Raw genomic sequence first — 14,816 nt, 5'->3', positions numbered from 1 at the left:
ATGGCTCTGAAGCATTATAACCCGACGAGCCCCGCTCGCCGCGGCCTGATCCTGGTCGACAAGTCCAGCCTGCACAAGGGCAAGCCCGTCAAGGCGCTGACCGAAGGCAAGCGCAAGACGGGTGGTCGCAACAACAAGGGTCATGTGACCTCGCGCGGGATCGGTGGCGGTCACAAGCAGCGCTATCGCATCATCGACTTCAAGCGCCGCTTGTGGGATGTCGAAGGTACGGTCGAGCGTCTGGAATATGACCCCAACCGCACCGCGTTCATCGCGCTGGTCAACTATCCTGACGGCACCCAGAATTATATTCTGGCGCCGCAGCGTCTTGCCCCCGGTGACAAGGTCATCGCGGCCAAGAAGACCGACGTGAAGCCGGGCAATGCGATGGAACTGGGTCAGATGCCGGTCGGCACGATCATCCACAACATCGAGATGAAGCCAGGCAAGGGCGGTCAGCTCTGCCGTTCGGCGGGCACCTACGCCCAGCTGGTCGGTCGCGATCGTGGCATGGTGATGGTGCGTTTGTCCTCGGGCGAGCAGCGCTACATCCGTTCGGACTGCATGGGCACCATCGGCGCCGTCAGCAACCCGGACAATGGCAACACCAACCTCGCCAAGGCAGGCCGCAACCGTTGGAACGGCATCCGCCCGCTGACGCGCGGCGTTGCCAAGAACCCGGTCGATCACCCCCATGGTGGTGGTGAAGGCCGGACCTCGGGCGGCCGTCATCCGGTCACCCCGTGGGGCAAGCCGACCAAGGGTGCTCGCACTCGTCACAACAAGTCGACCGACAAGATGATCATCCGGTCGCGTCACGCCAAGAAGAAGAGGTAATCCGCGATGGCTCGTTCCGTCTGGAAAGGTCCTTTCGTGGACCTCAGCCTTCTAAAGAAGGCAGAAACGGCGCAGGACGCCGGTGGCCGCGCCCCGATCAAAACCTGGTCGCGTCGTTCCACCATCCTGCCGCAGTTCGTTGGCCTGACGTTCAACGTCTATAATGGCCGCAAGCATGTTCCGGTGTCCGTCAACGAGGATATGGTGGGTCATAAGCTGGGCGAATTCGCCCCGACCCGCTTCTTCCCCGGCCACGCCGCCGACAAGAAGGGCAAGCGCTGATGAGCAAGGAAAAAGCTCCCCGTCGCGTCGCCGACAATGAGGCGCTGGCCGTTGGCACGCAGATCCGTGGTTCGGCCCAGAAGCTGAACCTGGTCGCCACGCTGATCCGCGGCCGCAAGGTCGAGGACGCGCTCAACATCCTCGCCTTCTCCAAGAAGGCGATGGCTGTCGACGTGCGCAAGGTGCTGGCTTCGGCCATCGCCAACGCGGAAAACAACCATAATCTCGACGTCGATTCGCTGGTCGTCGCGGAAGCATCGGTGGGCAAGGCGTTCACCCTGAAGCGCTTCCACGCTCGCGGCCGCGGCAAGTCGACCCGTATCCTCAAGCCCTACAGCCGCGTGCGCATCGTCGTGCGTGAAGCTGGCGAAGAAGCGGAGGCGTAAGCACATGGGTCACAAGAGCAATCCGATCGGTCTTCGTCTCCAGATCAACCGTACCTGGGACAGCCGCTGGTTCGCCGAAGGCGCCGACTATGGTCGCCTTCTGCTGGAGGATCTCAAGATCCGCCAGTTCATCTTCAAGACGCTGCCGCAGGCCGCGATCTCCAAGGTCGTGATCGAGCGTCCAGCCAAGCTGTGCCGCGTGTCGATCTATGCCGCCCGTCCGGGCGTCATCATCGGCAAGAAGGGCGCGGACATCGAAAAGCTTCGCAAGAAGCTGGGCGCGCTGACCTCGTCCGACGTGTCGCTGAACATCGTCGAGATCCGCAAGCCGGAAGTCGATTCCAAGCTTGTCGCACAGGGCATCGCCGATCAGCTCGAACGCCGCGTGGCTTTCCGTCGCGCCATGAAGCGTGCGGTGCAGTCGGCCCTGCGTCTGGGTGCCGAAGGCATCAAGATCACCTGCGGCGGCCGTCTGGGCGGCGCAGAGATCGCGCGCGTCGAATGGTATCGCGAAGGCCGCGTTCCGCTGCACACGCTGCGTGCGAACGTCGACTATGCCGAAGCCACGGCGCACACCGCCTATGGCGTTTGCGGCATCAAGGTCTGGATCTTCAAGGGCGAGATTCTCGGCCATGATCCGTTCGCGACCGACCGGCTGATGCTGGAGGCTCAAACCTCCGGCGTGCGCCCGGCGCGTTGAAGATAAGAAGGTAATAGCGTCATGCTGCAACCGAAGAAAATGAAGTTCCGCAAGACCTTCAAGGGTCGGATCAAGGGCGATGCCAAGGGTGGCTCGGCTCTGAACTTCGGTTCCTATGGCCTGAAGGCCATGGAACCAGAGCGCGTCACCGCGCGCCAGATCGAAGCGGCTCGCCGCGCGATCACCCGTCACATCCGCCGTCAGGGCCGGTTGTGGATCCGTATCTTCCCCGACGTTCCGGTGTCGAAGAAGCCTGCCGAAGTCCGTCAGGGCAAGGGCAAGGGTTCGGTCGAATATTGGGCCGCCCGCGTGAAGCCGGGTCGCATCCTGTTCGAACTGGACGGGGTGCCCGGTCCGCTCGCAGCAGAGGCCTTCTCGCGCGCCGCGATGAAGCTGCCCATCAAGACCAAGGTCGTCGCCCGCCTCGGCGACACCTCGCATCTGGAGGGTTAACACATGGCGAATGTTGCAGACCTGAAGACCAAGACGGACGACGAACTGTCGACCGAACTGAACAACCTGAAGCGCGAGCAGTTCAATCTGCGTTTCCAGGCGGCCACCAACCAGCTGGAAAAGCCCAGCCGCGTCAAGGAAGTCCGTCGGTCGATCGCGCAGATCAAGACCCTGCAGACGGAGCGTAACAGCTCCGCTGCCAAGTAAAGGAACCACACGATGCCCAAGCGCGTGCTGACGGGAACTGTGGTTTCCGACAAGACCGACAAGACGGTGGTCGTTCGCGTGGAGCGCAAGGTAAAGCATGCGCTCTACGGCAAGATCATCCGCCGTTCGAAGAAGTACCATGCCCATGACGAGGGCAATGTCTACAAGGAAGGCGAGACGGTCCGAATCGAAGAGACCGCCCCGATTTCCAAGCTCAAGACCTGGAAGGTCATCGAGCGCGTGGACACCCACAAGTCGCCGGAAACGGCGTCCTGAGGGACGGCTCGCTGAGCCTTTGACTCTAAATGCGACGCGGGGCTGGCCTTTTCCTTCGGAAAGGGTTACAGGCCCGCGCTTCGCGTAGAGTCACCGGGCTCTAGGCACGAAATTCGGAACCGCCGGGAATTGCCCCGGTAGGCCAAATGAGAAGGAACCGGATCTATGATCCAGATGCAATCCAATCTTGACGTCGCTGACAACAGCGGCGCCAAGCGCGTCCAGTGCATCAAGGTGCTGGGCGGCTCGAAGCGTCGCTTCGCTGGCGTGGGCGACATCATCGTCGTCTCGATCAAGGAAGCCGCGCCGCGTGGCAAGGTGAAGAAGGGTGACGTGCATCGCGCCGTCATCGTGCGTACCGCCAAGGATATCCGCCGTGCAGACGGTTCGGTCATCCGTTTCGACGGTAACGCCGCTGTGCTGATCAACAAGAACGAGGAGCCGATCGGCACCCGTATCTTTGGCCCGGTCGTTCGCGAGCTGCGCGCCAAGAAGCACATGAAGATCATCAGCCTTGCTCCCGAGGTGCTGTAATGAGCGCTGCTAAGATCAAGAAGGGCGACAAGATCGTCGTCCTGGCTGGCAAGGACAAGGGCCGTACCGGCGCTGTCCTGGCGGTGATGCCCAAGGACGACAAGGTTCTTGTCGAGGGCATCAATGTCCATGCCAAGCATCGCAAGCCCGACCAGGCGAACCCGCAGGGTGGCATCGAGCGCAAGCCTGCGCCGCTGCACATTTCGAACGTCGCTGTCGCCGACAAGGATGGCAAGCCGACCCGCGTCCGTTTCGAGGACCGCGACGGCAAGAAGGTCCGCGTCGCCGTCAAGTCCGGTGAGGTGCTGTAATGAGCGACAAGTATATCCCGCGCTCCAAGGCGCAGTATGATGCGGAAATCGTCAAGGCGATGACCGAAAAGTTCGGTTACACGAACGTCATGCAGATGCCCCGGATCGACAAGATCACGCTCAACATGGGCGTGGGAGAGGCGACCCAGGACAAGAAGAAGGTCACGCAGGCCGCCGAGGAAATGGAACTGATCGCCGGCCAGAAGCCGGTCATCACCAAGGCGAAGAAGTCGATCGCGCAGTTCAAGCTGCGTGAAGGCATGCCGATCGGTGCCAAGGTCACGCTGCGCCGCGAGCGCATGTATGAATTTCTGGACCGCATGATCAACATCGCTCTGCCCCGCGTCCGCGATTTTCGTGGTCTCAACCCGAAGAGCTTCGACGGCCGTGGCAACTATGCCTTCGGCATCAAGGAGCAGATCATCTTCCCAGAGATCAGCTATGACCGTGTCGACAAGGTTCGCGGCATGGACATCATCGTGACCACCACCGCGAAGACGGACGACGAAGCGCGCGAACTGCTGCGCCTCTTCGGCTTCCCCTTCCCGCAGGAAGAAGAGAAGCAGGCGGCCTAATCTAGGCCCCGCTTCTCTCCCAACGCTAAAGCTAAGGAAGAGAACTTAAGTCATGGCGAAACTGAGTTCCATCAACAAGAATGAGCTTCGCAAGAAGCTGGTCAAGAAATATGCCGGCCGTTATGCGAAGCTCAAGGCGATCGCAAATGATAACGCGGCCGATGACAGCGATCGTCTGATCGCGCGTCTGAAGATGGCGGAAATTCCCCGCAACGGTAACCCGACCCGCGTTCGGAACCGCTGCGAGATGACCGGCCGTCCGCGTGCCTATTACCGCAAGTTCCGGCTCTGCCGTATTCAGCTGCGCGATCTGGCCAACAAGGGCCTGATCCCCGGCGTCACCAAGTCGAGCTGGTAAGGATATCATCTCATGGCATTGACCGATCCCTTGGGTGATATGCTCACCCGCATCCGCAACGGGCAGCAGGCGAAGAAGGACAGCGTTATGTCCCCGGCGTCCAAGCTGCGCGCTCGCGTTCTCGACGTGCTTCAGCGTGAAGGCTACATCCGTGGCTATTCCGAAGAAGCCCTTGGCAGCCATCCTGGCCTGCGCATCGAGCTGAAATATTTCGAAGGCCAGCCGGCGATCAAGCATGTCGCCCGCGTGTCCAAGCCTGGCCGTCGCGTCTATTCGGGTTCCAAGGAACTGCCGATCGTGCGCAACGGCCTGGGCATCACCATTGTCTCGACGCCTCGCGGCGTTCTGTCCGACGCCGAAGCGCGCGAACAGAATGTCGGCGGCGAAGTGCTGGCGGAGGTGTTCTAATGAGCCGCATCGGTAAAAAGCCGGTCGCGATCCCCGCAGGGGTGACCGCGACCATCGAAGGCGGGCAGCTGTCGGTCAAGGGCCCCAAGGGCACCCTGGCCCTCCAGATGCGCGACGAGATCAGCTACACGCTGGAAAATGACGGCATCTCCATTCAGCCCGCTAACAAGACCAAGGCGGCGCGCGCCTTCTGGGGCATGCAGCGGACGCTGGTGCAGAACCTGATCACCGGCGTGACGGAGGGCTTCTCCAAGAAGCTGCTGATCACCGGTGTCGGCTACCGCGCCAACTCGCAGGGCAAGAACCTGAAGTTGCAGCTCGGCTATTCGCACGACGTCGATTACGCGATTCCGGAAGGCATCGAGATCAAGACCCCGGATAACACCACGGTCGAGATCAGCGGCATCGACAAGCAGAAGGTCGGTCAGGTAGCGGCCGAGATCCGTCGCTGGCGTAAGCCCGAACCCTATAAGGGCAAGGGCATCAAATACGCCGGCGAATTCATCTTCCGCAAGGAAGGGAAGAAGAAGTAAGATGGCAAAGCTTTCCCTCTTCGCGCGGCGTCGTCGCCGCGTCCGCACCGCGCTCAAGGCTGTTTCGGGTCACAAGCCCCGTCTGAGCGTCCACCGTTCGGGCCGTCACATCTACGCCCAGGTCATCGACGATGCGCAGGGCAAGACCCTGGCCGCCGCGTCGACCCTGGACAAGGATGTCGGCTCCAAGGCTCTGGGCAAGACTGGCGCCAGTGCTGAAGCCGCTGCCGAAGTCGGCAAGCGCGTCGCCGCTGCGGCGACCGCTGCCGGCGTCACCCGCGTCGTGTTCGACCGTGGTGGCTTCCTGTTCCATGGCCGCGTCAAGGCGCTGGCCGACGCGGCTCGTGAAGCCGGGCTGGAGTTCTGATCATGGCTGACGAAAACACCAACGAAGTCGTCGCACCCGTCGAGGGTGCCGAAGCGACTGCACCGACCGAAGGTCGTGGTCCCGCGCGTGGCCGTGGCAACCGCGGCGGCGGTGGCGGCAATCGTAACGATCGTGGAGGCGGCCGTGGCGGTCGTCGCGACGATCGTCGGGGCGGCAACCGTGACGAAGATCAGGGCGAAGAACTGATCGAGAAGCTGGTTCACATCAACCGCGTCTCCAAGACCGTCAAGGGCGGCAAGCGCTTCGGTTTCGCGGCGCTGGTCGTCGTGGGCGATGGCAAGGGCCGTGCAGGCTTTGGCCATGGCAAGGCGCGCGAAGTGCCTGAAGCCATCAGCAAGGCGACCGCCGCTGCCAAGAAGGCGATGGTCCGCGTTCCGCTGAAGGAAGGCCGTACGCTGCATCATGATGGCCTGGGCCATTTCGGTGCTGGCAAGGTGACGGTTCGTTCGGCCCCGGCCGGTACGGGCATCATCGCGGGCGGTCCGATGCGCGCCGTGTTCGAAAGCCTCGGCGTCGCTGACGTCGTGACCAAGTCGAACGGCACGTCCAACCCTTATAACATGATCCGTGCGACCTTCGCGGCGCTGGTCGAACAGACCAGCCCCAAGTCGGTGGCGCAGCGCCGTGGCAAGAAGGTCGCCGACCTTCTGCGTCGTGGTGGTGCGTCCGCTGACGTCGCGCAGGCTGATGCCGAAGCGATTGCGGAGTAACTGATATGGCGAAGATCAAGATCAAGCAGATCGGTTCGCCGATCCGCCGCCCCGCCGACCAGAAGAAGATTCTGATCGGTCTGGGCCTTGGCAAGATGCACCGCGTGGTGGAACTTGAAGACACGGCGGAAGTCCGCGGTGCGATCAAGAAGCTGCCGCATATGGTGGCGGTCGTCGAAGGCTGAGCCTTCCGACCCGATGAAAAGAGGCGAAGGAGGGGGCGACCCCTCTTTCGTTTTTTTCAGAGGCGCGCTAAAGGCGCGCTTCTGAAAATCCCAGCATAGGCTGGGATCTCATGCCGGATGGCGCGTCCTTGCAAGAGGAAACCCCCGGTTCTCACTGGCTGGCAGCATCCGCAAGGGGGCGTCCAGATCAACCCGGCCCCAGCCTCCGCTGGGGCATCGGCATGATTGTCCCAAGGGCAATCATGCCTCGCGCGAACCAAGCGAAAGCGAGTGCACGATATGACTTTCAGATTGAACGACATCCGCGACAATGATGGCGCCCGCAAGGGCCGTATGCGCGTTGGACGCGGCATCGGCTCTGGCAAGGGCAAGACCGCCGGTCGCGGCCAGAAGGGCGCCAAGGCGCGTTCGGGCGTCGCCATCAACGGCTTCGAGGGTGGCCAGATGCCGCTCCACATGCGTATCCCGAAGCGTGGCTTCAACAACATCTTCGCGAACGATTATGCGATCGTGAACCTGGGCGCCATCCAGAAGGCGATCGATGCCGGCAAGCTAGACGCCGCCGCGACCATCGACCAGGCCGCGCTGAACGCCGCCAACCTGACCCGCGGTGGCAAGGACGGCGTCCGTCTGCTCGCCAAGGGTGAACTGACCGCCAAGGTCAGCTTCCTGGTCGCCGGCGCGTCGCAGAGCGCAATCGACGCCGTGGCGAAGGCCGGTGGCAATGTCGACGTGATCGAAGTCGTTCCGGCCGCCGACAAGGCGAAGGCCAAGAAGGGCACCACCCTGGCCGCCAAGAAGGCCGCCCATAAGGGCTGATCTGCCTTTCGCAGGCTTGCAAGCCCAGACTTGCAACAACGGCCCCGCTGCCCGATATGGGTTGGCGGGGTCATGCGTATCGGGGGACATCCATTTGTCGCACTGGCGGCAACTCCCCGTTCGACACGCTGAACCCGTCCCGCTAAGGGATGAGCGATTCCGCTCCGGGGCTTGATGCCTCGGCCAGAGTGATTTGAAGGGCAGCCACCATGGCATCGAGAGCCGACCAGCTCGCATCCAATCTCAGCCTCGCAAAGTTCAGCCAGGCGACCGACCTCAAGAAGCGCCTGTGGTTCACGCTGGGCGCCTTGATCGTGTTCCGTTTCCTCAGTTTCGTGCCGCTGCCCGGCGTCGATCCGACTGCGTTGTCGCAGCTGTATAGCCAGACGAACGGCGGCATCCTCGACATCTTCAACACCTTTTCGGGTGGGTCGCTGTCGCGCATGAGTCTGATCGCGCTGGGCGTCATGCCCTATATCACCGCGTCGATCGTGGTACAGTTGGGCGCCAGCCTCTCGCCGCAACTTGCGGCGATCAAGAAGGAAGGCGAAAGCGGGCGCAAGAAGCTGAACCAGTGGACCCGCTACGGCACGGTCGGCCTGACCGCGGTGCAGGGCTATTTCATTGCCGTTGGGCTTGAAAGCTTTGGTGCCCAGTCGGGCGTCGCGGCGGTGATCGAGCCTGGTGTGCTGTTCCGTCTGACCGCGGTCGTATCGCTGATCGGCGGCACCATGTTCCTGATGTGGCTGGGTGAGCAGATCACCTCGCGCGGGATCGGCAATGGTGTCTCGCTCATCATCATGGCGGGCATCGTCGCCCAGCTGCCGGTGACGCTCAGCAACCTGTTCAAGTCGGGTAGCGAAGGGTCGATTTCCGGCCTGCTCATCATGTTCGTCCTGGTGATGGCCGTCGGCCTTATCCTGTTGATCTGTTTCATGGAGCGCGCGCAGCGTCGGGTGCTGATCCAATATCCCAAGCGCCAGACCCGCCAGGGTTTGATGCAGGCCGATCGCAGCCATCTCCCGCTCAAGGTCAACACCGCCGGCGTCATCCCGCCGATCTTCGCGTCGTCGTTGCTGTTGATGCCGCTGACCATCTCGCAATTTGCGGGGCAGACGGTCGCGGGCGAAAGCAAGTGGGGCGATTTCGTCCTGACGCTGAACCAGTATCTGTCGCATGGCAGCCCGGTCTATATGGGGCTTTACGGCCTGGGCATCGTCTTCTTCTGCTTCTTCTATACCGCCGTGGTGTTCAACCCGGAAGAGACGGCCGATAATCTCAAGCGCAATGGCGGCTTCATTCCGGGCATCCGTCCGGGCAAGAATACCGAACATTATCTGGATTATGTGCTGACGCGCATCACCGTCATCGGCGCGGCCTATCTGGCGTTCATCTGCCTGGTGCCGGAATTTGCCATCGCGCGGGCGGGCATTCCCTTCTACCTTGGTGGGACTAGCTTGTTGATCGTCGTCAATGTTACGGTCGATACCGTGACCCAGATTCAAAGCCATCTGCTGGCTCACCAATATGGCGATCTGATCAAGAAGGCGAAGCTCAAGGGTCGCCTGCGCTAAGGCGACCACCAACAAGGGCGCACAACAGGGGAGTATGCGCGCAATGAACATCATTCTGCTTGGCCCGCCGGGGGCGGGCAAGGGAACGCAGGCGAGTCGACTGGTCGAACAGCGCGGCATGGTGCAGCTGTCCACGGGCGACATGCTGCGCGCCGCGGTGAAGGCGGGAACGCCGGTCGGGCTGCAGGCCAAGGCGCTGATGGAATCGGGCGCGCTGGTCCCCGATGAAGTGGTGTCGGGCATCATCGGCGAAGCGCTCGACGCGCTGGCACCGGAGACGGGCGTCATTTTCGACGGCTATCCGCGGACGGAGGCCCAGGCCCATTCGCTCGACACCATCCTGTCGGACCGCAGCCGCACGCTGGACCATGTGATCGAGCTGGAAGTGGACGAGGACGCGCTGGTCGAGCGCATCACCGGCCGCTTCACCTGCGGCACCTGTGGTGCGGGCTATCATGACCTGTTCCACAAGCCCAAGGTCGAGAATACGTGCGACAAATGCGGCGGTCACGAGTTCAAGCGCCGGCCGGACGATAATGAGGACACCGTGCGCACGCGCATGGCCGAATATCGCGCCAAGACCGCGCCGATCCTGCCGATCTACGAAGCGCGCGCTATCGTGTCGCGGGTCGATGGCATGGCCGACATGGGCGATGTGAGCGCGGCGATCGCGGCCATATTGGACGGCGAGCCGGCTTGAGCTAATCTTCTCCCTTCGAACGAGGGGAGGGGACAGACATGCGCATGATCGGACTATTGGGATGGGCTGGTGCGGCGATGGCCGCGCCGGCCCATTCTGCCGTTACGGCGACCAGCGACGTCGGTTTCGTCACCGAAAGCGAAGTCGAGATCGCAGCGGACGCCGACGCCGTATATGCGCTGTTAGTGACGCCGGGGCGCTGGTGGGCCGAAGCCCAAAGCTATAGCGGCGATACGGCAAATATGACGATCGATGCCCGCGCCGGCTGCTTCTTCTGCGAAACGCTTCCGGGCAAAAGCGAGGCGGCCGGCTCGGTCGAGCATGGGCGCGTCGTCTATGTGGTTCCGGGCCGACAATTGCGCCTATCGGGCGCGCTGGGGCCTTTGCAGGCCGATGCGGCGATCCGCACCCTCGACCTTGTGCTCACGCCGTCTGGGAAGGGGACGAAGGTCCGCATCACCTATGTCGTCGGTGGCTATCTGCGCACCCGGCCCGCCCAGATCGCGCCGCTGGTCGATCAGGTGCTGGACGAACAGTTGCAGGGCCTGAAACGGGCGGCCGAGGCGCCGCCGCCCTGATCCGGCGCGGGTCGGCAGGGTGGCGCATCGAACCGATCACAACCCTCTGGAAAAGAAACAGCAAAGAAAAGCGTATCCGCCGCCGCCATTAACCACGATCTTAACGGATTCATTGCTCCGTTGTTGCTAATAGGCGCCATGGACGGATCGCTGCGCGCTCGTGGCCGCTTGACGGAATTGGATGCCTTGCGCGGGGTCGGGGCACTGTGCGTGCTGATTTTCCATTATTCGACCCGCTTCCACGAACTGTTTCCGCAAGCGTCGCATGTGCCGTTCAGCTTTCCGGGCGGCAATTATCGCGTGCTGCTGTTCTTCACCATTTCCGGTTTCGCGATCTTCTTCACGCTAGATCGCATCCGCACTGTCGCCGACTTCATCGTCAACCGCTTCGCGCGGCTTTATCCCGCCTATCTGGTGGCGATGCTGATGACGCTGGGCATCGAATATCTGGCGCACGCGACGCAATTGCTGGTCGGGCCGGTCGCGATCCTCGCCAATTTCACCATGCTACAGGGCTTCGCCTTCATGCCGGAGGTGGACGGCGCTTATTGGACGCTGACGGTCGAGATCGCCTTTTACGCCTGCATGGTCGCGATCTGGAAGTTTGTCGGTATCCGGCGGCTGGAGCCAGTGCTGGCGCTGTGGCTGGCGGTGCGCTGGCTGTTCTGGCTGTGGCCGGAAATGCCGGAACGGATTATCATGCTGCTGGTGCTGCGCTACACCCCGTTCTTCGTCATCGGGATGCTGGCCTACCGCCTATGGTCGGGGCAGCGCAGCCTGATGCAGCAGGCCCCCTATGCGGCGCTCGCGCTGCTGTCGATCGCGACCATGGAGACATGGGACGTGACGATCGTGGGCGGCGTGCTGATGGCCGCCTTCCTCGCGCTGATCCATGGACGGCTGCGCTTCCTCAGCGTGCAACCGCTGATATGGCTGGGGGGGATCAGCTACAGCTTCTACCTCATTCACCAGCATGTCGGCTTCGTGGTGATGCTGGAATTCGCCAAGGCGGGCTATAGTCCCTGGCTGGGCTTCGCTGCAGCCTTCACCGTGGCGCTGACATTGGGCACGGTCATCAACCGGATGGTGGAACGGCCCGCCGGCGAGGCGATCATCGCCTGGTGGAAGCGCCGCCGCGAGGCCCGATTGGCGATAACGAGCGCGGCGACCAGTCAGGGCTGAATGAGAAGGGCGCCGCCGTCTCCGGCCGCGCCCTTCCCGATAGCTGCACTGTGGCCTTATTGCGCGAGGGGCGCCGCGGCGGCCGCATTTTCGGGCAGGCCGCCCATCTGCGTCACCATCTTGGTATAGGCGTCCAGATAGGCCAGCACGATCACCTGGCCGATATCGGTATTCTGGTAGCCCCCGCCACCGACCGCGGCGAGGCCGCCCATCCAGCCCAAACCGCCGCCGCCGCCGAAGCTGAGATCGGATTTACGGAAATAGCCCTCGGCCATCACCTCTTCTTCGGTGGTGCGGGCGTTGACGACGGAGAGCATGACATTGGCCTCGCTCTTCTTGATCGAGATGCCGCCCAGCAGCGCGCCACCCACGCGACCGCCCAGCATTCCGCCCAGCATCCCGCCAATGGCGTTGCCGCCGCTATTCTTGTTGGTGGTGACGATGTCAGGCTGGATGAAATAATCCGCCGCCTTCACCTGGCCCTTGCCCAGATTCGATCCGGCCTGCAATTCGCCCGAATCCGCCATGGCGCGTTCCAGATTGCGGCTCGCCATGGAGCGGCCACGATTGACCAGGCCAAAGCAGCCCGATTGCTGGACGAACAGCTTGATGATCGCTTCGGGGCTGCCCAGGCTGAGTTCCCGCCACCATTGATTGTCTGGCTCGACGATCGCGACCGTGCCCAACCGCTTGGTGCAGCGGGGAATTTCCATTTGCTTCTTGGTCTGGGCCTGACGGCCGGACGACCCTTTTTTATCTTCCGCCATCGCCTGCGGCATCGCCAGCGTCAGGCACAGCGACGCAGCGGCCAGCATCTTCAATCCACGCATTTCAACAACCCCGTTCCTAGACTGAGAGAATGTCATGCGGCCCCGATTATTTTGTCGATAGCCTATCACAGCCGCCTGCCGCTTCCAAGCAAGGCGGTTGTGGATGACGGCGCTTGTCATCGACGCGCGCGATCCTGCTGACAGCGCAGAGAATCGCTGCTATCGGCGCGCAATGACCGATCTCAGCCATATTCGCAATTTTTCCATCATCGCCCATATCGACCATGGCAAGTCCACGCTCGCCGACCGCCTGATCCAGCGCACGGGCGGCCTCACCGACCGTGAGATGAGCGCGCAAGTCCTTGATAATATGGACATTGAAAAAGAACGCGGGATCACCATCAAAGCGCAGACGGTGCGTCTGGACTATGTCGCGCAGGATGGGCAGCTGTATGAGCTGAACCTGATGGACACGCCGGGCCATGTCGACTTCGCTTATGAAGTGTCGCGGTCGCTCGCCGCGTGCGAAGGCGCTCTGCTGGTCGTGGACGCGGCGCAGGGCGTGGAAGCGCAAACGCTGGCGAACGTCTATCAGTCGATCGAGCATGATCATGAGATCGTGCCGGTGCTCAACAAGATCGACCTGCCCGCCGCCGAACCGGAAAAGGTGCGCAAGGAAATCGAGGACGTCATCGGCCTCGACGCATCCGAAGCGGTCCTGGCCAGCGCCAAGTCGGGCATCGGCATCGACGAAATCCTCGAAGCCATCGTCAAGAAAATCCCGCCGCCCAAGGGGGACCGCGACGCGCCGCTGGAAGCGATGCTGGTCGATAGCTGGTATGACCCCTATCTGGGCGTCGTCATCCTGGTCCGCGTGGTCAATGGCGTCATCAGGAAGGGCCAGGCGATCAAGTTCATGATCGGCGGCACCGAACATCTGATCGACCGGGTGGGCTGCATGCGGCCCAAGATCGAAACGCTGCCCGAACTGGCGGCGGGCGAGATCGGTTTCATCACCGCGCAGATCAAGGACATTACCGAAACCCGCGTCGGCGACACTATCACCACGGTCAAGAATGGCGCGGCCAAGCCGCTGCCGGGCTTCAAGGAAGTGCAGCCGGTGGTCTTTTGCGGACTGTTCCCGGTGGACGCGAATGATTTCGACAAGCTGCGCGATTCGATCAGCAAGCTGCGCCTGAACGACGCCAGCTTTTCGTTTGAGATGGAAAGCAGCGCGGCGCTGGGCTTCGGCTTCCGCTGCGGGTTCTTAGGGTTGCTCCATCTGGAGATCATTCAGGAGCGGCTGACCCGCGAATATGACCTGGACCTTATCACCACCGCGCCGTCGGTGGTGTACAAGATCCAGCTGACCTATGGTGCGGGCGAGATCGAGTTGCACAATCCGGCCGACATGCCCGATCCGACCAAGATCGCTGACATAGAGGAGCCATGGATCGAGGCGATCATCTATTGCCCCGACGAATATCTCGGCTCCATCCTGAAACTGTGTCAGGATCGGCGCGGCATCCAGAAGAACCTGACCTATGTCGGCGGCCGCGCGCAGGTGACCTATGAACTGCCGCTCAACGAAGTGGTGTTCGATTTTTACGATCGGCTCAAATCCATCAGCCGCGGCTATGCCAGCTTCGACTATCACCAGATCGGTTATCGCGAGGGCGACCTGGTCAAGATGAGCATCATGGTCAATTCAGAGCCGGTCGATGCGCTCTCCATGATCGTCCATCGCGGCACCGCCGAATCGCGCGGCCGTGGCATGTGCGAGCGCTTGAAAGACCTGATCCCCCGCCACCTGTTCAAGATCCCGATCCAGGCAGCGATCGGCGGCAAGGTGATCGCGCGCGAAACGATCGCCGCGATGCGCAAGGATGTGACCGCCAAATGCTATGGCGGCGACATCAGCCGCAAGAAGAAGCTGCTCGACAAGCAGAAGGAAGGCAAGAAGCGGATGCGCGAATATGGCTCCGTCCAGATTCCGCAGGAAGCCTTCATCGCCGCGCTGCGCATGGGCGACGAGAACTGATAGACCCGC

Annotated in this window: 23 protein-coding genes; 22 read left to right on the top strand and 1 reads right to left on the bottom strand. The window is 62.2% G+C overall.

The window, feature by feature from the left end; translation table 11 throughout:
* From rplB to HHL08_RS12615, 21 genes are all read left to right on the top strand, one after another.
* Positions 1–837 carry a 50S ribosomal protein L2 gene (gene rplB, locus HHL08_RS12715; protein WP_066606476.1) on the top strand — a complete coding sequence of 279 codons (837 nt, stop codon included), beginning with the start codon at positions 1–3 and terminating at the stop codon, positions 835–837.
* 6 nt (positions 838–843) lie between these two features.
* Positions 844–1,119, top strand: a complete 276-nt coding sequence (gene rpsS, locus HHL08_RS12710; protein ID WP_007707899.1) for a 30S ribosomal protein S19 — start codon at positions 844–846, stop codon at positions 1,117–1,119.
* Positions 1,119–1,505: a 50S ribosomal protein L22 gene (gene rplV, locus HHL08_RS12705; protein WP_066606469.1), complete on the top strand. Its 387-nt coding sequence runs from the start codon at positions 1,119–1,121 to the stop codon at positions 1,503–1,505. Before rpsS ends, rplV begins: the two co-directional genes overlap by 1 nt.
* A gap of 4 nt (positions 1,506–1,509) precedes the next feature.
* Positions 1,510–2,205 (top strand): 30S ribosomal protein S3, encoded by a 696-nt coding sequence (rpsC, locus tag HHL08_RS12700; protein WP_066607441.1) that lies wholly within the window; start codon positions 1,510–1,512, stop codon positions 2,203–2,205.
* Between the two features lie 21 nt (positions 2,206–2,226).
* On the top strand, positions 2,227–2,658 hold the full coding sequence (gene rplP / locus HHL08_RS12695; protein WP_056691692.1) for a 50S ribosomal protein L16: 432 nt from the start codon (positions 2,227–2,229) through the stop codon (positions 2,656–2,658).
* Between the two features lie 3 nt (positions 2,659–2,661).
* Entirely contained in the window at positions 2,662–2,865 is a 204-nt protein-coding gene (rpmC, locus tag HHL08_RS12690) for a 50S ribosomal protein L29 (protein ID WP_056691689.1), read from the top strand.
* Between the two features lie 12 nt (positions 2,866–2,877).
* The gene (gene rpsQ, locus HHL08_RS12685; protein ID WP_066606468.1) at positions 2,878–3,141 is read left to right on the top strand and encodes a 30S ribosomal protein S17; all 264 of its coding nucleotides are present in this window, start codon (positions 2,878–2,880) and stop codon (positions 3,139–3,141) included.
* A 165-nt stretch (positions 3,142–3,306) separates the two neighbouring features.
* On the top strand, positions 3,307–3,675 hold the full coding sequence (rplN, locus tag HHL08_RS12680; protein WP_056691686.1) for a 50S ribosomal protein L14: 369 nt from the start codon (positions 3,307–3,309) through the stop codon (positions 3,673–3,675).
* Entirely contained in the window at positions 3,675–3,986 is a 312-nt protein-coding gene (rplX, locus tag HHL08_RS12675; RefSeq protein ID WP_066606466.1) for a 50S ribosomal protein L24, read from the top strand. Before rplN ends, rplX begins: the two co-directional genes overlap by 1 nt.
* Positions 3,986–4,561: a 50S ribosomal protein L5 gene (gene rplE / locus HHL08_RS12670; RefSeq protein WP_169573537.1), complete on the top strand. Its 576-nt coding sequence runs from the start codon at positions 3,986–3,988 to the stop codon at positions 4,559–4,561. The genes rplX and rplE overlap by 1 nt, the downstream gene beginning before the upstream one ends.
* Positions 4,562–4,613: 52 nt before the next feature.
* Entirely contained in the window at positions 4,614–4,919 is a 306-nt protein-coding gene (rpsN, locus tag HHL08_RS12665; RefSeq protein WP_169573536.1) for a 30S ribosomal protein S14, read from the top strand.
* Positions 4,920–4,931: 12 nt separating this feature from the next.
* Positions 4,932–5,327 carry a 30S ribosomal protein S8 gene (gene rpsH / locus HHL08_RS12660; RefSeq protein WP_066606458.1) on the top strand — a complete coding sequence of 132 codons (396 nt, stop codon included), beginning with the start codon at positions 4,932–4,934 and terminating at the stop codon, positions 5,325–5,327.
* A complete protein-coding gene (rplF, locus tag HHL08_RS12655) occupies positions 5,327–5,860 on the top strand; it encodes a 50S ribosomal protein L6 (RefSeq protein WP_169573535.1) in 534 nt (177 codons plus the stop codon). The genes rpsH and rplF overlap by 1 nt, the downstream gene beginning before the upstream one ends.
* Position 5,861: 1 nt before the next feature.
* A complete protein-coding gene (rplR, locus tag HHL08_RS12650; RefSeq protein WP_088184264.1) occupies positions 5,862–6,227 on the top strand; it encodes a 50S ribosomal protein L18 in 366 nt (121 codons plus the stop codon).
* 2 nt (positions 6,228–6,229) lie between these two features.
* Complete coding sequence (rpsE, locus tag HHL08_RS12645) at positions 6,230–6,958, top strand: 30S ribosomal protein S5 (RefSeq protein WP_169573534.1); 729 nt, start codon at positions 6,230–6,232, stop codon at positions 6,956–6,958.
* 5 nt (positions 6,959–6,963) lie between these two features.
* A complete protein-coding gene (rpmD, locus tag HHL08_RS12640; protein WP_066560520.1) occupies positions 6,964–7,143 on the top strand; it encodes a 50S ribosomal protein L30 in 180 nt (59 codons plus the stop codon).
* 279 nt (positions 7,144–7,422) lie between these two features.
* The gene (rplO, locus tag HHL08_RS12635; protein WP_169573533.1) at positions 7,423–7,962 is read left to right on the top strand and encodes a 50S ribosomal protein L15; all 540 of its coding nucleotides are present in this window, start codon (positions 7,423–7,425) and stop codon (positions 7,960–7,962) included.
* Positions 7,963–8,171: 209 nt separating this feature from the next.
* On the top strand, positions 8,172–9,536 hold the full coding sequence (gene secY, locus HHL08_RS12630) for a preprotein translocase subunit SecY (protein WP_088184267.1): 1,365 nt from the start codon (positions 8,172–8,174) through the stop codon (positions 9,534–9,536).
* A 43-nt stretch (positions 9,537–9,579) separates the two neighbouring features.
* Complete coding sequence (locus HHL08_RS12625) at positions 9,580–10,236, top strand: adenylate kinase (RefSeq protein ID WP_169573532.1); 657 nt, start codon at positions 9,580–9,582, stop codon at positions 10,234–10,236.
* Positions 10,237–10,274: 38 nt separating this feature from the next.
* Positions 10,275–10,814 carry an SRPBCC family protein gene (locus tag HHL08_RS12620; RefSeq protein WP_169573531.1) on the top strand — a complete coding sequence of 180 codons (540 nt, stop codon included), beginning with the start codon at positions 10,275–10,277 and terminating at the stop codon, positions 10,812–10,814.
* A 138-nt stretch (positions 10,815–10,952) separates the two neighbouring features.
* On the top strand, positions 10,953–11,996 hold the full coding sequence (locus HHL08_RS12615; protein WP_169573530.1) for an acyltransferase family protein: 1,044 nt from the start codon (positions 10,953–10,955) through the stop codon (positions 11,994–11,996).
* 56 nt (positions 11,997–12,052) lie between these two features.
* Here HHL08_RS12615 and HHL08_RS12610 read toward each other — a convergent pair whose 3' ends face one another.
* Positions 12,053–12,826: a CsgG/HfaB family protein gene (locus tag HHL08_RS12610; protein WP_206377864.1), complete on the bottom strand. Its 774-nt coding sequence runs from the start codon at positions 12,824–12,826 to the stop codon at positions 12,053–12,055.
* A gap of 172 nt (positions 12,827–12,998) precedes the next feature.
* On the opposite strand from HHL08_RS12610, the gene lepA reads away from it, so the two are divergent.
* Positions 12,999–14,807, top strand: a complete 1,809-nt coding sequence (lepA, locus tag HHL08_RS12605) for a translation elongation factor 4 (RefSeq protein WP_169573658.1) — start codon at positions 12,999–13,001, stop codon at positions 14,805–14,807.
* The last annotated feature ends 9 nt before the right edge of the window (positions 14,808–14,816 follow it).

The organism is Sphingobium psychrophilum (assembly GCF_012927105.1).
GTDB lineage: Bacteria > Pseudomonadota > Alphaproteobacteria > Sphingomonadales > Sphingomonadaceae > Sphingobium > Sphingobium psychrophilum.
This window is presented reverse-complemented; position numbering and strand designations above follow the sequence as displayed.